We start from the raw sequence: 21,949 nt of genomic DNA on the forward strand, positions 1-21,949 counted from the left end.
GCCGGCGTGTCGGTTCGGCGGGCGGGCGCTCCTGGCGGCTGGAGAGCCCGCCCCGCTTATAGACGGACCGGGGCGCGGCGCCGATATCGGCACGGCGGCCCCGCACCCCGGTCCCACCCCCTGCGCGGACCCGGGGCACGGCGCCGGTGCTCGGGACGGACGGCACCGGCCCCGGTCCTGTTCCCGCCCCTGGGACGGGCCCGGTGGGCGGACACGCGGCCCACCGGGACGGGAGCGCTGTACCGCGCTCCCCGTCGGCGCCTGCGGCTCCCCCCGAAGACCGCAGTGCGCCCGACCCGGGAACGGTTTCCGCGTGGCGCGTACTCGCTTCCCGGGCGATCCGGATGCCCGCCGTTCAAGGACGGACACCCGCACGCGGAAGAGGCCCTCGACTCTTCCCTTTGCGTGTAGGGGGTCGGCTAACCGTCAGCCTCCGGATCATGCACGCGGATCGCCAAAGATTCGCAAGGTCGCCGAGGGCCCGGTGGGCGCGCTCACATGACCCGAAACCGCCGTTCACACGGGGTTCCAGCACCGTAATTCACATCACGCGAAGATCAACGGCATATGGGGATTTCGCAAAGGGCCGGCCGTGTTGCAGCGCTCGGTGTCCCGCGATGGGGGCTTGGGTGCCCCCGGCGAGGACGCGGCGTCCCGCTACGGGACCGTCCTTTCGAGTTCGAGCACCGGCCCTCCCGCGGCTTCACGGTGCCGCCCGCCGACACCTGCCCTTTCTGGTGTCCCCTTCGTCATGCCTGCTGGAGTCTTAGTGAGCCTTACCGCTGTGCGCCCTCGTCTTCGGAGCAACGCCGCACCGCAGGCGCCGAGCCGCCGCGTCGACCGCCCGCGCCGGTCGGTCGCCCTGCTCGTGTTCATCCTGGGAGTCCTCTCGGCGACGAGCTCCCTGGCCACCGACCTGTACCTGCCCGCGTTCCCGCAGATCGCGGCCGACCTCAACGCCCCCGAATCCCAGATCCAGCTCACGCTGACCGCGGTCATGGTCGGCCTGGCGCTGGGCCAGCTGATCATCGGCCCGCTCAGCGACCAGCTGGGCCGCCGCAAGCCGCTGCTGGTGGGGATCGCGGTCTTCGCCGCCACCTCGCTGCTGTGCATGGTCGTGCAGACGGCCGAGGTGTTCACCGCGGTGCGCTTCGTCCAGGGACTGGCCGCCGCGGCCGGAATGGTCGTCTCGCGCGCCGTCGTGCGCGACACCTTCGACGGCGACTCCGCCGCCAAGTTCTTCTCCCGGCTGGTGCTGCTGGTCGGTCTGGCACCGATGCTCGGTCCGCTGCTGGGCGGGCAGCTGCTGCTCATCGGCCCCTGGCAGCTGATCTTCGCCGTGCTGGGCGCGGCGGGCGCGGCCGGCTTCGCGCTGGTCTACTTCGGCCTGCCCGAGAGCCTGCCGGTCCAGGACCGCGTCCGCCAGGACCCCAAGCAGATGATGCGGCACTTCCTGCGCCTGGTGGTCGACCCGCGCTTCATCGGCGCCGCACTGACCATGGCGCTGAGCTTCGCCATGACCTTCACCTACATCTCGGCGTTCTCCTTCGTCTCCCAGGAGGAGTTCGGGGCGACGCCGCAGCAGTTCAGCCTGATCTTCGGGATCAACACGCTCGGCATGATCCTGGGCAACCAGGTCAACGCCGCGCTAATCGGCAAGATGCACACCACCCGGCGCCTGCTCATCGGCCTGGTGGGCGCAGTGGCCTCGGTGGGGCTGCTGCTGGTGCTGCACATGTACGGCCAGACCGACCTGGTCACGGTGACGGCTGTGCTGTTCGTGATGATGTTCTGCACCGGCCTGATCTCGCCCAACGCCACGACGCTGGCGATCGTCAGCCAGCCGTCCTCCTCGGCCGGCAGCGCCTCGGCGCTGCTGGGCACCCTGCAGTTCGCCATCGGCGGCAGCCTCGCCTCCACCGCCGGGCTGCACGGCGGGACGACGATGACGAGCATGGTTCTGGTCATGCTGGTCACCGGACTGGCGGCGACGGGCGTCTTCGCGCTGACGGCGGTGCGGGGGCACACGAGGTAAACGAAGGCGGGCGGGGCCGGCAGGCACCGCCCCGCGGCACCGCACGGCATCCGTACCGGCCGGCGGCCCGAGGCTCACCGGGCCGCCGGCCGACGTGTGTCCGCGCCCCTTGCGGCGGATCCGCCGCAGGACCTCAGCCGGTGGGGGCGCCGTCCTGCTCCGAGCCGCCGGCCAGGACCTGGATGCCCAGACCCGCCAGCAGCATGTCCGCCTGCTGCGGCGAGACCGTGGCTCCGCGCAGCACTCCGGCGTCGGCCAGGTCGATCTCGCCGAGGTCGGCCCCGCGCAGATCGGCGCCGCGGAAGTCGGCCCCGGTCAACTCGGCGCCGCGCAGGCGGCTCTGCTGCCAGACCGTGTCCCGCAGGTCGGCCTTCGACAGGTCGGCCTCGTCCAGACGCACCCCGGTGAACTCCTCGCCGCGCAGCACGGCGCCCTTCAGCCGCGCCAGCATCAGGTTGCAGCGGGGGAAGGAGTAGCCGATGCCCCGCAGGCCGTTCATCCCTGCGCCGGTCATCCGGCACGCGGTGAAGACGGCTTCGGTGAGCACGGCGCGGTCCCACTCGGTGTTGGCCAGGTCGGTGCGTTCGAAGGCGGTGCCGATGCACTCGGCCCCGGTGAAGCGCGCGCCCGGCGCGGTCCCGCCCGCGAAGCGGGCACCGTCCAAGGCGGCTTCGTCCAGCAGTGCGCCGTCCATGCGGCAGTCGGTGAAGACGGCGTCGACGAGGTGGGCCTCGCGCAGGTCGGCGCGGGTCAGGTCGCAATCGGCGAACACCCGCGGCGCACCGGGCTCGCGGTGCAGCTCCGCGCGCAGGTCCCGATCGGCGAGGTCGGCCCCGCGTAGCGGCCCGCCCGCCGCCAGGTCGTATCGGCTCATGCGGCGACCGTAGTCCAGGCCGGTGACACGCGGCGGTCCGACGCCGGCCGCCGGGCCCGGTCGCGGTGGTCCCCGGTGGCCTCCCGGGTGCGTGGCGCTCGGCCGAACACGGCGCGGCTCTAGCGGTGGAGCTTCAGCGCCAGGTAGAAGTCGACCCGGCTCTCCAGACTGGCCAGGTCGCGGCCGGTGAGCTCCTCGACGCGGCCGATGCGGTAGCGCAGGGTGTTGACGTGCACGTGCATCGCTGTGGCGCAGCGCTGCCAGGAGCCCGAGTAGGCGAGGAACCGGTCCAGGGTGGCCACCAGCTCCGACCGGTGGGTGCGGTCGTAGTCCACCAACGGGCCCAGCAGCCGGTCGCGGTAGGAAGTGCGGACCTCCTCCGGGACCGAGGCCAGCAGCAGTTCGTGGGAGTCGAGCTCGGTTCCGGCGACCACGCGGGAGCGGCCGCCGCGCATCCGGGCCAGGCGGCGGGCGTTCTCCGCCTCGATCGCGGCGCCCCGCAGAGCGGCGATTCCGGGGACGGGAGCGCTGACTCCGACGGCCAGCCGGTGCTCGCGCAGGCCCGCCTCCAATACGCCCGCGCGGCGGGCGACTTCGGCGCGCAGCGCCTCCGCTGCGGCGTCGGCGCCCGGCGCCTCCTGTGCGGCCTGGCCGTGCTCGGTGTCGCGGGTCGGCGGTTCCGCGGCGTCCCCGACCGGCACGACGGCCATCGCCGGACCGTCGGCGGACACCGCGGTCGCCGACAGGCCGGCCACCAGCTCGCCCAGCACCCGCCTCGCCAGTTCGGGGGCGGCGGGCTCGGGCAGCAGCGCCGCGCTGACCACGACGTGGCGGGCACGGGCCCGCTCCTCCTCGTCGGGCGAGCCCGCAACCTGCAGCAGCGCGGCGGCTTCGTCGAAGCGCTGGGCGGCCAGCAGCCGCGGCAGCCCGTGGACATGGCGGGCGTCGGCGGTGGCGCGCTGCTCGACCAGGCTGCGCGCCAGTCCGGCCAGAGCCGCCAGTTCCTCCACCGGGTCGGTGCCGTCTTCGGGCCGGGGCCCGCTCTCGCCCTCGACCGCCAGCACCCAGTCGACCAGCGGGTGGGACTCGCGCGTGCCCACGGGAACCAGGGTCACCCGGCGCCTGGGGCCGCCCGACGCCGCCAGGTCGGCGGTGTGGCGGTGGGGCCGGCGCAGGGCCTGCTCGGCGATGCGCTCGCGCTCGGCGCGCGGCGGCTGGGCGCCGGCTCCGGCCACGGCCCGGCCGGTGCTGGAGACGACCCAGCACGCCACCTCCGCCTGCTCCGCGGCGGTGGCGAAGACGCCGGGGAAGTCGGCGCCGGCGGCCAGGTCGGCCATGAGGCGCCGGTGGCGCAGGCGGGTCTCGGCGATACCGGCGAGCAGGCTTCCGGTGTGCTCCCGCTGCACCTCCTCGGCGACGGCGGCGAAGGAGGTCTCGGCCGGCACCTCGATCAGCGGCAGCGCGTGGCGCTCGCAGGCCTCCACCAGATCGGCGGGGGCCGCACCCAGGGCCGCGCCCGCGCCCAGGCCCGCCGCGCCGGACTCGGCAAGGCCGCGCACGAAGGTGTCGCTGTCCTCGGGGCCGCGGCGCCACATCAGCCCGCTCAGCACCAGCTCGCCGCCGCCGAGGTAGCGCTGCGGGTGGAGCAGGTCGGTGGTGTAGACCCTGGCGATCTCCCGGTCGGCGTGCTCGGCGCCGGTCAGGAACCGCAGCCGCAGATGCGCGGCGGCGACCAGATCGCTGATACGCATCGGCGCTCCCCGTGCTTCTTCCCGTATACCCCGCGCCGCGGTCTCGCCCCGGATCCGCGTGGCGGACACGGTAACCCACTCTCGCGGTTGTAGGAAACAACGAAGAGCACGAGGTGGCCACGCGTGTACTTCATGCCATCACGTGCTGGTCGCCGGCGGCGCCGAGCGGTCTACTGCTGCACAAGGGTCGCACCGCGCCGGTCCGACGCCGCGCCCGACGGACACCGACCCCCCGACGAGGAACGCCGATGGAGTTTCTGAGCCCCTCCACCTTCGAGGACGCGCTGTCCGCCAAGAGTTCCGCCCCCGAGGCCGTGCCGATCATGGGCGGCACCGACGTCATGGTGGAGCTGAACTTCGATCGGCGCCGGCCCGGCGCTCTGCTGGATCTGAGCCGGGTCCGGGAGCTGGCGCAGTGGGGGCCCGAGGGTCCGTACCTGCGCCTGGGCGCGGGCGTGCCCTACACCGAGATCGTCGAGCGGCTCGCAGCGCGCGCCCCGGCGCTGGCGCGGGCGGCGCGCACGGTGGCCTCCCCGCAGATCCGCAACCGCGGCTCCGTCGGCGGGAACCTGGGCACCGCCTCCCCGGCGGGCGACTGCCATCCGCCGCTGGTGGCCCAAGGCGCCCTGGTGGAGTTGGCGTCGGTGCGCGGCGTGCGGCGCGTGCCCGCACGCGCGTTCTATCTGGGGCCGGGCCGCAGCGCCCGCGAGGACGACGAACTGGTCTCGGCGGTGCTGCTGCCGGCGCCCGCGGGCCCGCAGCAGTTCAGCAAGATCGGGACACGCAACGCCATGGTCATCGCCGTGGCCTCCTTCTCCCTGGTGCTGGACGCGGCCACCCGAACGGCCGGCACCGGGATCGGGTCGGCCGGACCGCGCCCGCTGCGCAGCCCGCAGGCCGAGGAGTTCCTGGCCGCGGAGTTCGACTGGCAGGGCGGGGCCGAACCTTCGCAGGCGGCGGCGCGGCACTTCGCCGAGCTGGTGGCCGCGGCCGCCGAGCCCATCGGCGACGTGCGCGGCAGCGCCTCCTACCGCAGGCACGCGCTGTCGGTGATGGCCCGCCGCGCCTGGTACTGGTGCGCCGAGGACTACAGGAAGGGAGCCCGCTGATGCGGGTCGAGTTCACAGTGAACGGCGAGGACGTGGCCGCTGAAGACGTGTGGCCCGGCGAGAGCCTGCTCTACGTGCTGCGGGAGCGGCTGGGCCTGCCCGGCAGCAAGAACGCCTGCGAGCAGGGCGAATGCGGCTCCTGCACCGTCTACCTGGACGGCGTCACGGTGTGCGCCTGCATGGTGGCCGCCGGCCAGGCGCGGGGACGGCGGGTGGGCACCGTCGAAGGACTGACCGGCGGCGAGGGCGCGGTAGGCGAGTCGCGGCTGAGCACCGTGCAGGAGGCCTTCGTCGAGACCGGCGCGGTGCAGTGCGGATTCTGCACGCCGGGCCTGGTGGTGCAGGCCGATTCCCTGATCGCGCGCACCGTGGGCGCCGGCGGTCCCGCCCCCGGCGACGCCGAGATCCGCGAGGCGCTGGCGGGCAACCTGTGCCGGTGCACCGGCTACGAGAAGATCCTCGAAGCGGTGCGCACGGCCGCCGAGCGCGAGCAGGCGCACGGAACGGGAGGCGCGCGATGAGCACCGTGATCATCGAGGGCGCCCACATCGCCGTGGGCGAGGGCACCGAGTACGCCTCGGGCCACATCACCGCCGAGGACGGGATCATCACCCGTGTGGCGGCCGGTCCCGCGCCCGACGCCCCCGGGGCGCGGCGCATCGACGGGCGCGGTTGCCTGGCGACGCCCGGCCTGGTCAACAGCCACAACCACCTGTACCAGTGGGCCACCCAGGGGATGTTCGCCGACGCCACCCTGTTCGAGTGGCTGACCGGCTCCTATGAGCTGTGGAGCGGCCTGGACGCGCGCACGGTCTCCGAGACCGCCACAGCCGGTACCGCCTGGCTGGCGCTGTCGGGCTGCACGACCTGCTCGGACCACCACTACGTGTTCCCGCGCGAACCCGCCGCCATGGCCGCCGCCGAGGTGGAGGCGGCGCGTGCGGTGGGGATCCGGCTGGATCTGGCCCGCGGCTCGATGGACCGGGGCCGCTCGGCGGGCGGGCTGCCGCCCGATGCCGTCACCGAGACCACGCAGGACGCGCTCGCGGCGACGGAGGCGGCCGTCGACGCCCACCACGACCCCTCGTTCGACGCGATGACGCGGGTGGCCGTGGCGCCGTGCTCGCCGTTCACCGTCAGCCGCGAGCTCATGGCGGCCTCGGCCGAGCTGGCCCGCGCCAAGGGTGTGCGGCTGCACACCCACCTCGCCGAGACCGTCGATGAAGAGGAGCAGTGCCGGGCCGAGTTCGGCACCACACCGGTGGGTTACGCCGAGGAGCTGGGCTGGCTGGGCGAGGACGTGTGGCTGGCGCACGCGGTGCACCTGTCCGACGAGGCGATCCGCCGGGTGGCGGCGGCCGGCACGGGGGTCGCGCACTGCCCGAGCTCCAACGCGCGCCTGGGCGCGGGTGTGTGCCGCACCCCCGAACTGCTGGACGCGGGCGCAGCGGTGGGGCTGGGCGTGGACGGTCCCGCATCCAGTGAGCTGAGCGGGCTGGCCGGCGAGATGCGCCAGGCGGTGCTGATGGCGCGCTCCCGCGGCGGACCGCGAGCGCTCACCGCCCGCCAGGCCCTGCACATGGCCACCCTGGGCGGGGCCCGCTGCCTGGGCCGCTCCGCCGAACTGGGGTCGCTGGAGGCCGGCAAGCTCGCCGACATCGCCCTGTGGCGGGTGGACGGCTTCGGCCACGATGCGATCGAGGACCCCGTGGTGGCGCTGGTGTTCGGTCCGCAGGCGCCCTTGGAGCACCTCATGGTGGGCGGTTCGGCCGTCGTGGAACGCGGCGAGCTGCGCACCGTATCCGCCGAGTCGGCGGCCGCGGCCGGCCGCCGCGCTCATCGCAGGATCCTCGACCGGGAGCAGAGCCGATGACCGCCGATCCGAGCATGCAGGGCGACCGCCTGGGCGCCGGAGCCGACTCCGGCGCGGACACCGGCATCGGGCTGTCGAGCCGGGCCCGCGACGGTGTGGGCGCAAGCCCCCGCCGCCCCGACGGAACGCTCAAGGCCGCCGGAGAGTTCGCCTTCTCCTCCGACATGTGGATGGAGGACATGCTGTGGGGGATGACGCTGCGCAGCCCGCACCCCCACGCGCGGATCCGCTCCGTCGACGTCTCCGCCGCGCTGGCCGTGCCCGGCGTGCACGCCGTGCTCACCCACGAGGACGTGCCCGGTGAGAAGCACTACGGGCTGGAGACGCGCGACCAGCCGGTGCTGGCGTTCGGCAAGGTGCGCTACAAGGGCGAACCCGTCGCGATCGCCGCCGCCGACCACCCCGAGACCGCGCGCCGCGCCCTGGAGCGCGTCCAGGTCGACTACGAGGTCCTGGAGCCTGTCGCCGACGCGCGCCGCGCCGCCTTCGACCCCGACTGCCCGCCGGTGCACGAGCAGCGCGTCGGTTCCCACCCCGAGCACGGCACGGCCGCCAACATCGTCCGCCACCAGCCGGTGCGCACCGGCGCGTTCGCCGGCGGCGCCGAGGTCGCGGAGCTGCGCGGGCAGGCCGCGGCCGTGGTGACCGGCGAGTACGAGGTGGGCATGCAGGACCAGGCGTTCCTGGGCCCGGAGTCGGGACTGGCGGTGCCGGCGCCCGACGGCGGCGTCGACCTCTACATCGCCACCCAGTGGCTGCACGTGGACCAGAACCAGATCGCCCCGTGCCTGGGGCTGGACCAGGACCGGGTGCGGATGACGCTGGCCGGGGTGGGCGGCGCGTTCGGCGCCCGCGAGGACCTGTCCATGCAGATCCACGCGTGCATGCTCGCGCTGCGCACGGGCCGCCCCGTCAAGTTCGTCTACAACCGCGAGGAGTCGTTCTTCGGCCACGTGCACCGCCACCCCGCCACCATGCGCTTCGAGCACGGCGCCGACGCCGAGGGGCGCCTGCTGTACGCGGTGCTGGAGATCGTGCTGGACGGCGGTGCCTACGCCTCGACCACGGGCGCGGTCGTGGGTGTGGCGTCGTCGCTGGGCGCGGGCCCCTACGAGATCCCCCACGTGTCGATCGACGCCTACGGGGTCTACACCACCAACCCGCCCTGCGGCGCGATGCGCGGGTTCGGCGCGGTGCAGGCCTGCTTCGGCTACGAGTCGCAGATGGACCGGCTGGCCGCCGAGCTGGATCTGCACCCGGTCGAGCTGCGCATGCGCAACGCGGTCGGCCAGGGCTCGCGCATCGCCACCGGCCAGCGCATCGACATGCCGCTGCCCATGGCCGAGATGCTGGAGAGGGCGCGGGCGATGCCGCTGCCGGCCGGGCGCGGCGAGCTGGAGGGCCCGGCCGATCCCCGCACGCTGCCGGGCGGGGTGGCGGGCACGAGCCGCGGAGAGGGGGTGGTGCGCGGGATCGGCTACGGGGTGGGGCTGAAGAACCTGTGCTTCTCCGAGACCTTCGACGACTACTCCACTGCGCGGGTGCGCCTGGAGGTCGTCGGCGGCGAGCCCGCGGTGCTGGTGCACACGGCCGCGGCGGAGGTCGGCCAGGGCCTGGTGACGCTGCAGGCCCAGATCGCCCGCACCGAGCTGGGCGTGGACCGGGCGACGATCCACCCCGCCGACACGTCGGTGGGTTCGGCGGGCTCCTCCTCGGCCTCGCGCCAGTCCTATGTGACCGGGGGCGCGGTGAAGTCGGCCTGCGAGGCGGTGCGCGCGCGGCTGTTCGCGCTGGCGCGCGAGCGCGGCCTGGTCGAGCCCGACCACCCCGAGGACGGGCTGGCGCTGGAAGGCGGCACCGTGGTCTCGGCTCGGCACGGGGTGCTGGCGCCGCTCGCCGATGTGCTGGGCGAGGCGGCCGTGGAGGAGACGCGGGTCTTCCGCCACCGCCCGACCCGCATGCTGGACCCCACCACCGGCCAGGGCGACTCCCACGTGCAGTTCGGGATGTGCGTGCACCGCGCCGTGGTCGACGTCGACGTGGAACTGGGCCTGGTCAAGGTCGTGGCCCTGGACGCGGTCCAGGACGTCGGCCGCGCCATGCACCCCCAGCAGCTGCTGGGACAGATCCAGGGCGGATCGGCCCAAGGGCTGGGGCTGGCACTGATGGAGGAGGTGCAGGTCGCCGACAGCGTCATCCGCAACCCCTCGTTCACCGACTACCTGATCCCCACGGTGCTGGACACCCCGCCGATGCGCATCGAGGTGCTGGAGCACGCCGACCCCCACGCGCCGTACGGGCTGCGCGGTGCGGGCGAGCCGCCGACGCTGTCGTCGACGCCGGCGATCGTCGCGGCCGTGCGCGACGCCACGGGCCGGGGGCTCACCCACGCCCCGGTGCGCCCGGAGGACATCGTGGGCATCGGCCTCTGACCCCGGTCCCGCACGGCCGGGGGCCCGTGCGCCGCGACGGGCGGGGGCGCGCCGGGCCGGGACCGGGGTGGCTAGTCTCGTGGCCATGAAGATCTCTACAGCATTCGTGACGGGGGCCAGCACCGGTTTCGGCGCCGAGATCGCGCGCCGCTTCGCGGGCTCGGGGGTGCGCGTGGTCGCCGCCGCCCGGCGCGGCGAGCGGCTCGCCGGCCTGGCCGAGGAACTGGGAGCCAACGTGCACCCGCTGGAGCTCGACGTGCGCGACAGGTCGGCGGTGGCCGAGGCCGTCGCCGACCTGCCCGAGGAGTTCGCCGAGGTGGACGTACTGGTCAACAACGCCGGACTCGCCAAGGGCATGGTGGGGGCGGCCGAGGCCGATCTGGACGACTGGGACCAGATGGTCGACACCAACTGCAAGGGGGTCATGTACGCCACGCGTGCCCTGCTGCCGGGCATGGTCGAGCGCGGGCGCGGTCACGTCGTCAACATCGGTTCGACGGCGGCCAACTACCCCTACGCCGGCGGCAACGTGTACGGGGCCACCAAGGCGTTCGTGCGCCAGTTCAGCCTGAACCTGCGGGCCGACCTGCACGGCACCGGGGTGCGGGTCACCGACGTCGAACCCGGGCTGGTCGGCGGCACGGAGTTCTCCGAGGTGCGCTTCGGCGGCGACCGCCGGCGCGCACAGAAAGTCTACGAGGGCACCGAGCCCCTGGGGCCCGAGGACATCGCCGAGACGGTGCACTGGGTGGTCGCGCAGCCCGCCCACGTCAACGTCAACACGATCGAGTTGATGCCGGTCTCCCAGTCGTTCGCGGGGCTGAAGGTCCAACGCGAAGGCGAATGAGGCCGCGTTCCCGGGCCCGCCGCCGCGGTCCGCCGGATGCGGGCCGGGGCGGCGGCGCGGGACCTGCGCGGGATCAGTCCAGAGCCGCGACGAAGCGCGCGGCCTCGTGCTCGGTCATGCCCGTCTGCTCGGCCACGAGGCGGACGGCCTCGTCGGTGCGCTCCCCGTCGCGCAGTTCGCGCACCCGTCCCGCGAGCTCCGCAGCCGGGCCTTCCCGCGGCCCGCGCTGCGGGGGTTCCGGCACCGGCAGGCCGGCGTGGATGGCATCGGCGACGTCCTTGGCCTCCTGCAGTCCGTAGCCGGTCGCCTGGCGGATCTCCTTGATCGCGTGGATTCTCCTGCCCCGGGCGATGAGGGCCCGGGCCGCGTCCGCCGCTTCGGGCGGCACCGGCTTGAGCGCGGCCCGCGACGGCGGGGGCGGCGCCGTGCCGGAGCCCTTCCGAAGGAGCCGCACGCTCACGGGGAGCGCGAAGAGGAGGACGAGCAGGAACGTCACGCCGATGAGTGCGGTGGACATCCCCGAATCCTAGAGCGCCCGGCGGGGCGGCGGGTACCGCGTGCCGCCTCCGCTGAGGGCCACCGCCGCGGGGCTGGGCCCGCTCAGTCCCGCTGCGACGATCCCAGGTGGCCGCGGAGCCAGCGTTCGACCTCCATGACGTGCGTGGTGGCCGCGGCCCGGGCGGCGTCGGGGTCGCGGTCGTGCAGCGCCTGGTAGATGCGCTCGTGGTCCTCACGCAGGCGGGCGCTCAGCCCCGCCTCGCGGTGGCCGTGCCAGACGCGGGCGTTGAACGTGCGCGAGGACAGCCCGTCGTTGACGGCCACCAGGGTGGCGTTCCCGGTGATCTCCACGATCGCCTGGTGGAAGGACAGGTCGGCTGCGACGGTCTCGCCTTCGCTCTCCCCGGTGCCGATGCGCTCCAGGATGCCCGCGAGCCGACGCAGCTGGGCGTCGTCGGCGCGCGCCGCGGCCAGGGCGGTCGCGGCGGGCTCCAGCATCCGGCGCACCTGCAGCACCTCGATGAGCGTCTCGCCCTGGGAGATCTCGGCGAGCACGGAGAAGGTCTCCAGCAGGTCGCCGGGACGCAGCGGCGTGACGTAGACCCCTGCGCCGTGGCGGGCTTCCAGCACGCCCAGGGTGGTCAGCGCGCGGATGGCCTCGCGCATGGAGCTGCGCGAGGCGCCGAGCTCGGCGGCCAGGTCGCGTTCGGTGGGCAGGCGGTCTCCCGGTTGCAGCAGCCCGTCGGCGATCATCCCCTTGATGTGGTCGATGGCCCGCTGGGTCACCGGCAGGCGTTCGGCGGGGGCGGCGCCGTCGCCGGGCGCGTCGGCGTGGTCGGGCGTGCTCGCCATGCCTGCCTTCCGTGGTGGATCGGGGCGGGGCCGCGGGGCCGTGCGGTGCGCCTCCCATCTTGACATCCTCGGCGGCCCCAGCGTAGAAGTGGTCGGACCAATCGGGCGGCTCGGACACCCACACACCCCTGGACCGCGCCGCTTTCCGGGTGGAACCGGAGATTGCGCCCACACTGCAGCTGAGAAGAAATCGGACCACTGGCGGTACCGCCGGTCGATCCGGATCGGCCTCCCCTCGGCCCGGCCCGTTGCCGCGCCGAGCGGGCGGACCCATCCTGGAGCGGCGGGGCCGGCGAAGGCCCGGGGCTCGCGGCCGCACCGCGGCGGCCGGAGCCGGAATCGAGGGAGCGCATGCGGATCGCGTTGTTCGTCACCTGCGTGAACGACACCCTGTACCCCCGGACGGGCCAGGCGGTCGTGCGCCTGCTGCACCGGCTCGGCCACGAGGTGGTCTTTCCCCCGTCGCAGACGTGCTGCGGCCAGATGCACTACAACAGCGGCTATCGGCGCGAGGCGCAGAAGCTGGCGGTGCGCTTCGTCGAGACCTTCGCCGACGCCGACGTCGTCCTGGCGCCCTCGGGTTCGTGCGCCGCCATGGTGCGCGACAACTATCCGCGGCTGGGCGAGCCCGGCAGCCGCCTCGACCGCGCCGTCGCCGACCTCGCCCCGCGCGTCTACGACCTGTCGGAGCTGCTGGTCGACGTGCTGGGGGTGACCGACGTGGGCGCCTACTTCCCGCACACGGTCGCCTACCACCCCACCTGCCACGGTTTGCGGCTGCTCAAGTTGGGCGACCGCCCTTACCGGCTGCTGAGCAACGTCGGCGGCATCGACCTGCGGGAGTTGGAGGGCGCGACGGAGTGCTGCGGATTCGGCGGCACCTTCGCCGTGAAGAACCCCGACGTCTCCGCCGCCATGGGATCGGACAAGGCGCGCAACGCCGTCGCCACCGGCGCCGAGGTGCTGTGCGCGGTCGACAACTCCTGCCTGATGCACATCGGCGGCACCCTGCAGCGTCAGCGCGCCGGGATGAAGACCCTCCACCTCGCCGAGATCCTCGCCTCGACCGAACAGGAGCCGGCCACCCCATGAGTCCCCACCGTTCCACCGGCCGCGCCCCCGGCGCCCAACCCTCCTCCGGCGAGCGCGCCGCCGGGCACGCGACGTTCATGGGGATGCCGCCCTTCCCCGAGGCCGCCAAGAGCGCCGTCGAAGACTCCCAGATGCGCCACAATCTGCGCCTGGCCACCGGCACCATCCGCGGCAAGCGCGAGGCCGTGGTCTCCGAGCTGGACGACTGGCCCGACCTGCGCCAGGCGGGCAAGGCGATCAAGGACCGCACGCTGCGCCACCTCGACACCTATCTGGAGCAGCTGGAGGAGGCCGTCACCGCCGCCGGGGGCACGGTGCACTGGGCGGCCGACGCCGATGAGGCCAACGAGATCGTCACCGGCCTGGTGCAGGCCACCGGCGAGTCGGACGTGGTCAAGGTCAAGTCGATGGCCACCCAGGAGATCGAACTGAACGAGGCGCTGGCCCAGGCCGGGATCACCGCCTACGAGACCGACCTGGCCGAGCTGATCGTGCAGCTCAGCGACGATCTGCCGTCGCACATCCTGGTTCCGGCCATCCACCGCAACCGCGCCGAGATCCGCGAGATCTTCCGCGACCGCATGGCCTCCTGGGGCGTGCCCGCACCCGAAGAGCTCAGCGACGACCCCCGCGCGCTGGCCGAGGCGGCCCGCGTCCACCTGCGCGAGCGGTTCCTCAACACCAAGGTGGCGATCTCGGGCGCCAACTTCGCCGTGGCCGACACCGGCTCGATGGTGGTACTGGAGTCGGAGGGCAACGGGCGGATGTGCCTGACCCTGCCGCAGACGCTGATCTCGGTGGTGGGCATCGAGAAGATCGTGCCCACCTGGTCGGACCTGGAGGTGTTCCTGCAGCTGCTGCCGCGCTCCTCCACCGGCGAGCGGATGAACCCCTACACCTCCACCTGGACCGGGGTCACCCCCGGCGACGGCCCCCAGGAGTTCCACGTGGTGCTGCTGGACAACGGCCGCACCGACGTCCTCGCCGACACGGTCGGGCGCCAGGCGCTGCGCTGCATCCGCTGCTCGGCATGCCTGAACACCTGCCCGGTCTACGAGCGCACCGGCGGCCACGCCTACGGCTCGGTCTATCCGGGACCGATCGGCGCGATCCTGACACCGCAGTTGCGGGGGACGGCGTCGGAGACCGAGGCGTCGCTGCCCTACGCGTCCTCGCTGTGCGGGGCCTGCTACGAGGTGTGCCCGGTGGCCATCGACATCCCCGAGGTGCTGGTGCACTTGCGCGAGGAGGTCGTCGCCCGGCCGGGGCACCGCGCGGAGAAGGCGGCCATGGGCGCGGCGGGATGGCTGCTCAACGGCGAGCACCGGCTGGACACGGCCCAGCGCGCGGCCTCGGCGGCGCGCTCGCTGGTGCCCCGGCGCATGCCCGGCCCGGCCTCGGCCTGGACCGATACCCGCGACATCCCCGAGGTCCCCGAGGAGTCGTTCCGCTCCTGGTGGCGCCGTGAGGGCGCAGCCGAGGCGCCGGAGCACACGGGTGACGGCGGCGACGAGGACGCACAGGAAGGCGGTCGGCGATGAGCGGCTCCCGAGAGCGGGTCCTGGCGCGCGTGCGCGCGGCCCTGGCCGATGTTCCCCGCGACGAGGCACCCCAGGACGTGGCGGTGCCGCGCGACTACTCCCCCGCCCACGACCGGGGCGAGGCCGCGGAGCTGCTGGTCGACCGGCTGGAGGACTACAAGGCGCTGGTGCACCGCACGTCGCCGGAGGGCCTGGCCGGTGACATCGCGCGGGCGCTGGCACGGCGCGGCACACACCGCGTCGCCGCGCCCGCGGACGCCCCCGCGGACTGGTTCGGCTCGACCGAGGTGGAGGTGGTACGCGACGGCGGCCTCGACATCGCCGGACTGGACGGGATGGACGGCGTGGTCACCGGGTGCGCTGCGGCGATCGCCGAGACCGGAACGATCGTGCTGGACGCGGGCGAGGCCCAGGGCCGGCGCGCGCTCACGCTGATCCCCGACTACCACCTGTGCGTCGTGCGCGGCGACCAGATCGTCGCCGGGGTGCCCCAGGCCCTGCCGCGCCTGGATCCCCGCCGCCCGCTGACCTGGATCAGCGGCCCCTCGGCCACCAGCGACATCGAACTCGACAGGGTCGAGGGCGTACACGGCCCCCGCACCCTGGAGGTCATGATCGTCGACTGAGGCGCGGGCGCCGCACCGCCGTCGGGGAAAGACGGCCGGCGGAGGCTCAGGCCAGGCGGGGCGGGAAGCCGCCGGTGGCCACGGGGCCCCAGCGCTCGGGCGTGATGCGCAGCAGCGCCTTGCCCTGCTTGCGCATGGCGTCGCGGTACTCGTCCCAGTCGGGGTGCTCGCCGGAGATGGACCGGAAGTACTCCACGAGCGGCTCCACGGCCTGTTCGCCCTCAAGCACCTCGGCGCTGCCGTCGACTTGGACCCAGGGTCCGTCGAACTCCTCGGAGAGCACCACCGCGCTCGCCCGGGCGTCGCGCTCGGCGTTGCGGGTCTTGGCGCGCTCGGGGTAGGTCGAGACGACGATGCGCCCTTGGCCGTCGACCCCGCAGGTGACCGGCGACGCCTGCGGATCGCCGCCGGCACGGCGGGTGATGAGCACCGCCCGGTGCCGGGGCCGGACGAAGTCGAGCAGCTCCTCGCGGGAGACGCGGGTGTTGGTGGCGATCGAGGGGCTCATGAGCGGGTTCCTCCACGGTGCCTGCGGCCGGTCGGCGAACCGCCGCCGGCCCGCGCGGCCGAGCGCGGCGGTGTGCCGACCGGCACTCTATACCCGCCGCCGCGGCCGCGCCTGCGGGCGCGCGGGCTCACGGCATCGGCTCGGCGGCCTCCACGACGGCGAAGGACTCCGCCGGCAGGTGCAGGCGCACGCCGTCGGCCTCGGCGGCGGCCGAGGACAGCAGCACCCGGCCGGCGGGCAGGTCCAGGTCGACCTCTGCCGCATCGGCGCGCAGGTTGCAGGCCACGCGCAGCCGTCCGCGGTGCAGCACCAGGGCGCGCCCGTCGGGCGCGGCGTCGACGCGGAACCGGTCCAGGCGGGGATCGGCGAGCTCGGGGCGGTCCCGGCGCAGCGCGATCAGGCGGCGGTAGGTCTCCAGCGTCTCCCGGTGCGGCGGCCTCTCGCGCTCGTCCCAGCGCAGCACCGCGCGTTCGCGGGTGCGGGGGTCGACGGGGTCGCACACCTCGGCCTCGTCCCAGCCGTGGGCGGCGAACTCGCGGCGGCGGCCCGCGCGCACACCGTCGACCAGGCCGGGTTCGGTGAAGGAGGCGAAGAACGGCCACGGCGTCGAAGCCGCCCACTCCTCGCCCATGAACACCATGGGGGTGTAGGGCGAGCAGAACACCAGCGCGGCGCCGCAGGCCAGCAGGCCGGGTGATGCGGTGGCCGCCATCCGGTCGCCGGCGGCGCGGTTGCCGACCTGGTCGTGGTTTTGCAGGTAGGCCAGGAAGCGGTGGCCGGGGATGCGGGCGGGGTCGACGGGGGCACCGTGGCTGCGGCCGCGGAAGCCGGAGTAGCACCCGTCGTGGAGGAAGGTGCGGGCCAGGGTCCACGCCAGCACATCGGGTGCGGTGAAGTCGGCGTAGTAACCGTGGCCCTCGCCGGTGAGAGCGGTGTGCAGGGCGTGGTGGAGGTCGTCGCACCACTGCGCGGCGAGCCCGTGGCCGCCGGCCTCGCGGGAGGTGACGGTGGCAGGGTCGTTGCGGTCGGACTCGGCGATCAGCGAGAGCGGGCGGCGCAGGCCGGCGGCCAGCGCGTCGACCTCGGCCGAGAGCTCGGTGAGCAGGTGGCGGGCGCGGGAGTCGTGCAGCGCGTGCACGGCGTCCAGGCGCAAACCGTCCAGGTGGAAGTCGCGCAGCCAGCCCAGGGCGTTGTCGGCCACGTAGCGGCGGACCTCGTCGGAGCCGGGGCCGTCGAGGTTGAGCGAGGGGCCCCAGGCGGTGTCGCCGTTGAAGTAGGGGCCGAAGCGCGGCAGGTAGGCCCCTTCGGGGCCGAGGTGGTTGTAGACGACGTCGAGCAGGACACCCAGGCCGCGGCGGTGGCAGGCGTCGACGAAGCGCTTGAGGCCGTCGGGGCCGCCGTAGGGCTCGTGCACCGCTCCCCACAGGACCCCGTCGTAGCCCCAGCCGTGGTCGGTTCCGCCGAAGGCGTTGACGGGCATCAGCTGCACCAGATCGGCGCCGAGGTCCACCAGGTGGTCCAGACGCCCGATCGCCGCGTCGAAGGTGCCCTCGGGGGTGAAGGTGCCGATGTGCAGCTCGTAGACGACGCAGCCGGGCAGCGCACGCCCGCGCCAGTCGGCGTCGCTCCAGGCGAAGGCGGCGTGGTCGTAGACGCGGGAGGGCCCGTGCACGCCCCGGGGTTGGCGCAGCGAGCGGGGGTCGGGCAGCGGTTCGCCGGAGCCGTCGAGGACGAAGGCGTAGTCGTCGCCGTGGCGGGCCGCGGGGACGACTACGTGCCACCAGCCGCCGTCGTCCCGGTGCATGGCGTGGTCACAGTCCCCGATGCGCAGGTCGACCCTGGTGCACTCCGGCGCCCAGACCCCGAACCGCCGTCCCCCGTCCTCGCTCACGCGGCGGGTCCTACCCGGGCCCGGGCCGCCTCACGCGCGGGGCCTGCGCTGGGGGTCAGGCCGGGCGGTAGACCGTAAGGGCGAAGGACGCGCGTGCCGCCACGGGATCGCCGAGGCCGGCGACGCGCTCGGTGATCTCCGCGGTCTCCATGTGGTGGGCGCTGGGGCCCATGCCGACCAGCGCGGCGGCCTCGGCGGGCCGCAGCGACAGCTCGATCTCCAGCTCCTCGCTGCGGACGCGGGTGAAGTGCGCGCCGAGGCCGCCCTCCAGCCGCTGCTGCTTGTCGGCGTCCACGGTGACCAGACCCAGCGCGGCGACCAGTTCCCGGACGTGGCGTGCGGTGGGGGTGACGACGATGAGCGCGCCGTCGTCGGCGAGCACGCGGCGGAACTCGGCGGCCCGGCGCGGCGCGAACACGTTCAGCAGCACCTCCGCCGCACCCGCGCGCAGCGGCAGTCCGCGCCAGGTGTCGCACGCGGCGGCGCCTGCGCGGGGGTGGGCGCGGGCGGCGCGGCGCAGCGCGAACTTGGACACGTCCAGCGCCAGGCCCCACGCGTCGGGCGCCTGCTCCAGTACCGCGGCGAGGTAGTAGCCGGTACCGGCTCCGGCGTCGGCCGCCAGGCCGCCGCCGGCCAGATGCGGCGCCGCGAGCTCGGCCAGCCGCGCGGCCAGGGGCGCGTAATGCCCCGCGGCCTGGAACTCCTGTCGGGCGCCCACCATGGCCTTGGTGTCGCCGGTGCCCGCGGTGCGGTGGCCGGTGAGCAGGCCGGCGTAGCCCTCCCGGGCGACGTCGAAGCGGTGGCCGGAGGTGCACGCCAGCGCGTTTCCGGCGGGGGCGAGAGAGGCGCCGCACACGGGGCAGGCCAGTGCCTGCAGCACCGGTCGGGGCATGCGCAGCCGGTCGAGCACAGCGGGACTGTCGTCGTCGGTGGAGGCCATGGGCCTTCAGCTTAGAACGTCGGGCGTGGCGGCGCGGCCGTCGGCGGTCCCCGGGCGCACCGCGGCGGCCGGGCGGCGTTCAGCCGCGCACCAGCAGGGCGACGGGGTAGCGGTCCAGCACGGTGGCCAGGTCTGCGGCGCAGAAGCCGTCGGTGCGCTGGGGCAGCAGCACCCGGCCGGTGAGCGCGTCGGTCCAGGTGCCCCGGCCGCCCGGAAGCGCGACGCTCGTGTCGCCCCACCCGCCCGCGGCGGCCAGTCCCAGCGGCAGCCGGGTGGCGACGGCGACCACGTCGCGCCGGGGGCCGCGGGCGAATGCGACTGCGTGGTCCGCCGCCGGGCCCACGGCCTCCAGCGGGAGGTAGCCGCGCAGGTCGCGGTCGCGGCGCACGTGCAGCGCGGTGCGGACCACGTGCAGCTTGGCCTCGCCGGTGGCGTCGACGTCGGGCCGGCGCCCGCGCTCCAGGCGCTCCAGATGGGTCCGGCGGCAGGTGAAGTCGACGGGGCGGCGGTTGTCGGGATCGACCAGGGACAGGTCCCACAGCTCCGATCCCTGGTAAAGATCGGGCACGCCGGGCCCGGCCAGCTGCAGCAGCTTCTGCCCCAGGGAGTTGCTCCATCCCGCGGGCCGCACGCGGCCGACGAACGCGGCGACGTCGGCGCACAGGTCCTCGGTGGAGAGCATGCGCTCGGGCCAGGCGGCGACCTCGTCCTCGAAGGCGCCGTCGCCGTCGATCCACGCGGTGCGCTCCTTCTGCTCGCGGGCGGCCTTGATCAGGTAGTCGCGCAGGCGGGCGGCACTGATGGGCCAGGTCCCCACGAGTGTCTGCCAGGCGAGCAGGTCCAGGGCCGGATCGGAGATCCCGCAGGCGGTGTGCCAGCGGTGCACCGCCGCGGAGAATTCCTCGGGGATCTCGCTGAGCGCCGCCAGGCGGGCCCGCACGTCCTCCGAGCGCTTGGTGTCGTGGGTGGACAGCGCGGTCATGGTCGCGGGCCGCTCGGCCTCGCGGCGGGCGCAGCAGGCGTGGAACTCCTCCGGGCTCACGCCGAAGCGGGCGGGGTCGCCGCCGACCTCGTTGAGAGCCGCGAACCGCGTGGCGCGGTAGAAGGCGGTGTCCTCGGTGCCCTTGGCCATGACCATGCCGCTGGTCTGCTGGATGCGCACGGCGAGCTCGCCGGCGGGGTCGGCGCGGACGGCATCGTCGACGCCGCCGAGTACCGCGGCGAGGTCGGGGCGGGCGGCACGGGCGCGGGCCACGGCCCGGTCCCACACGGCCCGGCCTTCGGGCAGGTAGCTGCGGTAGGTCTCGAAGGAGGCGAGCAGTTCGGCGACGGCGGCCTCGGCCGGCTCGCTTCCCGCGGGGGCGATCAGCGCCGCGATCCTGCGTACCTCGGGCGCCAGCAGCTCGCGGGCCGCGAGCCGGCGGGACTCGGCCTGCACGGCGGCGACGTCGGTGGGGGCGCCCAGTGACGCGGCCAGGTCTGTCAGGGGCCGCTCGCCGGCGGGGTCCACGAACAGTCCGCAGACCTCGCGCAACGCGTCGTAGCCGGTGGTGCCGTCCACCGGCCAGGACGCCGGAAGCGCCTCGCCGGGTTCGAGGATCTTCTCGGCGACGATCCAGCCGTCGAAGGCGTCGCGCAGCCGGCGCAGATAGCCGCCCGGGTCGCTGAGCCCGTCGGGGTGGTCGACCCGCAGGCCGTCCAGCTCGCCGCGCTCGGCCCAACGCAGGATCTCGGCGTGGGCGGCGGCGAATACGTCGGGGTCCTGCACGCGGACGGCGGCCAGGCCGGTGACGTCGAAGAAGCGGCGGTAGGCGAGGCGCTCGCGACCGCGGCGCCACGACACCAGCCGGTAGTGCTGGCGCTCGTGCACCCGGGCCAGGGGATCGCCGGGGCTGTAGGTGCCCGGCGCAAGCGGGAAGCGCAAGTCCTCATAGGTCAGGCAGTCGTCGGCGACGCCGATGCGCTCCAGGGCGGCGGCTCCCCCGTCGCCGTCGTCGGCGAGCACGGGCAGTTCGAGGGGGCCTCCCGACCAGTCGACGTCGAAGCAGCGGGCGTAGGGGGAGTCCCGGCCGCTGCGCAGAACCTCCCACCACCACGGGTTGGCGGCCGGTGCCGCGACCGACATGTGGTTGGGCACGATGTCGACCACCGCCCCCATGCCGCGTTCGTGCAGCCGCTCCACCAGCTTGCGGCGGCCCGGGTCGCCGCCCAGCGCCGCCGCTACCGACGAGGGGTCGACGACGTCGTAGCCGTGCCGGGATCCGGGCGCGGCGGTGAGGATCGGCGACAGGTAGGCGGCGCCGGCGCCGAGCCGGTCCAGGTAGTCGACGAGTTCGGCGGCCTGCTCCAAGGCGAGTCCCGGCCCGAGCTGCAGCCGGTAGGTGGAGGTCGGGCTGTACGGGTCCATCGCAGTGTTCTCTGCCCTGCGCACGCGGCGTTGAACCCCGGTCCGGCGGTGGCGCGGCGGGCCCTCGCCTCCGCGGCGGCGGCACCGGGCACGGGCGGTCGGCGAGGCACCGTCCCGCCGTGCCCGGCGCACAGACTAGGATCGACGGGTCCGCGAACGCCGCCGATCCGAGGAAAGGGCCGCCTCTTCGATGGCCGAATCCAGTACCGGCCCCCGCGTGCTCCTGCTGAACGGGCCCAACCTGAACCTGCTGGGCAGCCGCGACCCGCGGCAGTACGGGTCGGTGACGCTGGCCGAGATCGAGCGGCATGTCCAGACCCTGGGCGCCGAACTCGGGGCCGCAGTGGAGTGTGCGCAGAGCAACCACGAGGGCGAACTCGTCGAACACGTCCACAGGGCGCGCGAGCTCGACGGCGTCGTGTACAACCCGGGCGCCTTCGCCCACTACAGCATCGCGCTGCGCGACGCGATCGAGGCGGTGGACGTGCCCTGTGTCGAGGTGCACATCTCCAACGTCTATGCGCGCGAGGCGTTCCGGCACACCTCGGTGACGGCCCCGGTCTGCCAGGGCTACATCGCCGGCTGCGGACCGGTGGGCTACGACCTGGGGCTGCGCGCTGTGCTCGCGCGAATCGAGGAGCGGCGGGCCCTCTAGGCGGCGTCCACCGCCGCG

At 74.4% G+C, this 21,949-nt stretch carries 18 protein-coding genes; 10 read left to right on the top strand and 8 right to left on the bottom strand.

Annotation, left to right across the window (positions count from 1 at the left end; genetic code table 11):
- Positions 1-769 precede the first annotated feature (769 nt).
- Complete coding sequence (locus tag LP52_RS24215; RefSeq protein WP_040276725.1) at positions 770-2,035, top strand: multidrug effflux MFS transporter; 1,266 nt, start codon at positions 770-772, stop codon at positions 2,033-2,035.
- Positions 2,036-2,168: 133 nt separating this feature from the next.
- On the opposite strand, the gene LP52_RS24220 is transcribed toward LP52_RS24215, so the two are convergent.
- Both LP52_RS24220 and LP52_RS24225 read right to left on the bottom strand, forming a co-directional pair.
- Complete coding sequence (locus LP52_RS24220) at positions 2,169-2,909, bottom strand: pentapeptide repeat-containing protein (RefSeq protein WP_052810225.1); 741 nt, start codon at positions 2,907-2,909, stop codon at positions 2,169-2,171.
- A gap of 119 nt (positions 2,910-3,028) precedes the next feature.
- Positions 3,029-4,660: a PucR family transcriptional regulator gene (locus tag LP52_RS24225; RefSeq protein ID WP_040276726.1), complete on the bottom strand. Its 1,632-nt coding sequence runs from the start codon at positions 4,658-4,660 to the stop codon at positions 3,029-3,031.
- Positions 4,661-4,908: 248 nt separating this feature from the next.
- Here LP52_RS24225 and LP52_RS24230 point away from each other — a divergent pair, with 248 nt between their 5' ends.
- The 5 genes from LP52_RS24230 to LP52_RS24250 all read left to right on the top strand — a co-directional run bounded on the left by LP52_RS24230 (position 4,909) and on the right by LP52_RS24250 (position 10,921).
- Positions 4,909-5,769: an FAD binding domain-containing protein gene (locus tag LP52_RS24230; protein ID WP_040276727.1), complete on the top strand. Its 861-nt coding sequence runs from the start codon at positions 4,909-4,911 to the stop codon at positions 5,767-5,769.
- Positions 5,769-6,290, top strand: a complete 522-nt coding sequence (locus LP52_RS24235) for a (2Fe-2S)-binding protein (protein ID WP_040276728.1) — start codon at positions 5,769-5,771, stop codon at positions 6,288-6,290. The genes LP52_RS24230 and LP52_RS24235 overlap by 1 nt, the downstream gene beginning before the upstream one ends.
- Positions 6,287-7,642, top strand: a complete 1,356-nt coding sequence (locus tag LP52_RS24240) for an 8-oxoguanine deaminase (RefSeq protein ID WP_040276729.1) — start codon at positions 6,287-6,289, stop codon at positions 7,640-7,642. Before LP52_RS24235 ends, LP52_RS24240 begins: the two co-directional genes overlap by 4 nt.
- Before the next feature lie 14 nt (positions 7,643-7,656).
- Positions 7,657-10,074, top strand: coding sequence for a xanthine dehydrogenase family protein molybdopterin-binding subunit (locus LP52_RS24245; RefSeq protein ID WP_052810230.1), 2,418 nt, complete (start codon positions 7,657-7,659; stop codon positions 10,072-10,074).
- A gap of 85 nt (positions 10,075-10,159) precedes the next feature.
- On the top strand, positions 10,160-10,921 hold the full coding sequence (locus LP52_RS24250) for an SDR family oxidoreductase (RefSeq protein ID WP_040276744.1): 762 nt from the start codon (positions 10,160-10,162) through the stop codon (positions 10,919-10,921).
- Between the two features lie 73 nt (positions 10,922-10,994).
- On the opposite strand, the gene LP52_RS24255 is transcribed toward LP52_RS24250, so the two are convergent.
- Positions 10,995-11,438 (bottom strand): ribosomal L7/L12 family protein, encoded by a 444-nt coding sequence (locus LP52_RS24255; RefSeq protein WP_052810226.1) that lies wholly within the window; start codon positions 11,436-11,438, stop codon positions 10,995-10,997.
- A gap of 83 nt (positions 11,439-11,521) precedes the next feature.
- A complete protein-coding gene (locus LP52_RS24260) occupies positions 11,522-12,271 on the bottom strand; it encodes a FadR/GntR family transcriptional regulator (RefSeq protein ID WP_052810227.1) in 750 nt (249 codons plus the stop codon).
- Positions 12,272-12,622: 351 nt separating this feature from the next.
- Here LP52_RS24260 and LP52_RS24265 point away from each other — a divergent pair, with 351 nt between their 5' ends.
- The 3 genes from LP52_RS24265 (at position 12,623) to LP52_RS24275 (ending at position 15,530) form a co-directional block, all read left to right on the top strand.
- On the top strand, positions 12,623-13,363 hold the full coding sequence (locus LP52_RS24265) for a (Fe-S)-binding protein (RefSeq protein WP_040276730.1): 741 nt from the start codon (positions 12,623-12,625) through the stop codon (positions 13,361-13,363).
- 83 nt (positions 13,364-13,446) lie between these two features.
- The gene (locus LP52_RS24270) at positions 13,447-14,904 is read left to right on the top strand and encodes a LutB/LldF family L-lactate oxidation iron-sulfur protein (RefSeq protein ID WP_084723462.1); all 1,458 of its coding nucleotides are present in this window, start codon (positions 13,447-13,449) and stop codon (positions 14,902-14,904) included.
- Positions 14,901-15,530 (top strand): LutC/YkgG family protein, encoded by a 630-nt coding sequence (locus tag LP52_RS24275; RefSeq protein ID WP_040276731.1) that lies wholly within the window; start codon positions 14,901-14,903, stop codon positions 15,528-15,530. The genes LP52_RS24270 and LP52_RS24275 overlap by 4 nt, the downstream gene beginning before the upstream one ends.
- 46 nt (positions 15,531-15,576) lie before the next feature.
- Here LP52_RS24275 and LP52_RS24280 read toward each other — a convergent pair whose 3' ends face one another.
- From LP52_RS24280 to treY, 4 genes are all read right to left on the bottom strand, one after another.
- On the bottom strand, positions 15,577-16,038 hold the full coding sequence (locus LP52_RS24280; RefSeq protein ID WP_040276732.1) for a PPOX class F420-dependent oxidoreductase: 462 nt from the start codon (positions 16,036-16,038) through the stop codon (positions 15,577-15,579).
- Positions 16,039-16,165: 127 nt separating this feature from the next.
- Entirely contained in the window at positions 16,166-17,929 is a 1,764-nt protein-coding gene (gene treZ, locus LP52_RS24285; protein ID WP_040276733.1) for a malto-oligosyltrehalose trehalohydrolase, read from the bottom strand.
- A 55-nt stretch (positions 17,930-17,984) separates the two neighbouring features.
- A complete protein-coding gene (locus LP52_RS24290; RefSeq protein WP_040276734.1) occupies positions 17,985-18,869 on the bottom strand; it encodes a putative RNA methyltransferase in 885 nt (294 codons plus the stop codon).
- Positions 18,870-18,948: 79 nt separating this feature from the next.
- Positions 18,949-21,276: a malto-oligosyltrehalose synthase gene (gene treY / locus LP52_RS24295; protein WP_040276735.1), complete on the bottom strand. Its 2,328-nt coding sequence runs from the start codon at positions 21,274-21,276 to the stop codon at positions 18,949-18,951.
- A gap of 190 nt (positions 21,277-21,466) precedes the next feature.
- Between treY and aroQ the strand changes: the two genes are divergently transcribed.
- Positions 21,467-21,931, top strand: a complete 465-nt coding sequence (aroQ, locus tag LP52_RS24300) for a type II 3-dehydroquinate dehydratase (protein ID WP_040276736.1) — start codon at positions 21,467-21,469, stop codon at positions 21,929-21,931.
- Positions 21,932-21,949: the final 18 nt, after the last annotated feature.

The sequence above is a fragment of the Streptomonospora alba genome, assembly GCF_000826685.1.
GTDB lineage: Bacteria > Actinomycetota > Actinomycetes > Streptosporangiales > Streptosporangiaceae > Streptomonospora > Streptomonospora alba.

Excerpts from the sequence above, each read along its gene's own strand:
- LP52_RS24220 (WP_052810225.1), bottom strand. The coding sequence starts at position 2,909 with ATGAGCCGATACGACCTGGCGGCGGGCGGGCCGCTACGCGGGGCCGAC.
- LP52_RS24225 (WP_040276726.1), bottom strand. The coding sequence starts at position 4,660 with ATGCGTATCAGCGATCTGGTCGCCGCCGCGCATCTGCGGCTGCGGTTC.
- LP52_RS24230 (WP_040276727.1), top strand. The coding sequence starts at position 4,909 with ATGGAGTTTCTGAGCCCCTCCACCTTCGAGGACGCGCTGTCCGCCAAG.
- LP52_RS24235 (WP_040276728.1), top strand. The coding sequence starts at position 5,769 with ATGCGGGTCGAGTTCACAGTGAACGGCGAGGACGTGGCCGCTGAAGAC.
- LP52_RS24240 (WP_040276729.1), top strand. The coding sequence starts at position 6,287 with ATGAGCACCGTGATCATCGAGGGCGCCCACATCGCCGTGGGCGAGGGC.
- LP52_RS24245 (WP_052810230.1), top strand. The coding sequence starts at position 7,657 with ATGCAGGGCGACCGCCTGGGCGCCGGAGCCGACTCCGGCGCGGACACC.
- LP52_RS24250 (WP_040276744.1), top strand. The coding sequence starts at position 10,160 with ATGAAGATCTCTACAGCATTCGTGACGGGGGCCAGCACCGGTTTCGGC.
- LP52_RS24255 (WP_052810226.1), bottom strand. The coding sequence starts at position 11,438 with ATGTCCACCGCACTCATCGGCGTGACGTTCCTGCTCGTCCTCCTCTTC.
- LP52_RS24260 (WP_052810227.1), bottom strand. The coding sequence starts at position 12,271 with ATGGCGAGCACGCCCGACCACGCCGACGCGCCCGGCGACGGCGCCGCC.
- LP52_RS24265 (WP_040276730.1), top strand. The coding sequence starts at position 12,623 with ATGCGGATCGCGTTGTTCGTCACCTGCGTGAACGACACCCTGTACCCC.
- LP52_RS24270 (WP_084723462.1), top strand. The coding sequence starts at position 13,447 with ATGCCGCCCTTCCCCGAGGCCGCCAAGAGCGCCGTCGAAGACTCCCAG.
- LP52_RS24275 (WP_040276731.1), top strand. The coding sequence starts at position 14,901 with ATGAGCGGCTCCCGAGAGCGGGTCCTGGCGCGCGTGCGCGCGGCCCTG.
- LP52_RS24280 (WP_040276732.1), bottom strand. The coding sequence starts at position 16,038 with ATGAGCCCCTCGATCGCCACCAACACCCGCGTCTCCCGCGAGGAGCTG.
- LP52_RS24290 (WP_040276734.1), bottom strand. The coding sequence starts at position 18,869 with ATGGCCTCCACCGACGACGACAGTCCCGCTGTGCTCGACCGGCTGCGC.
- treY (WP_040276735.1), bottom strand. The coding sequence starts at position 21,276 with ATGGACCCGTACAGCCCGACCTCCACCTACCGGCTGCAGCTCGGGCCG.
- aroQ (WP_040276736.1), top strand. The coding sequence starts at position 21,467 with ATGGCCGAATCCAGTACCGGCCCCCGCGTGCTCCTGCTGAACGGGCCC.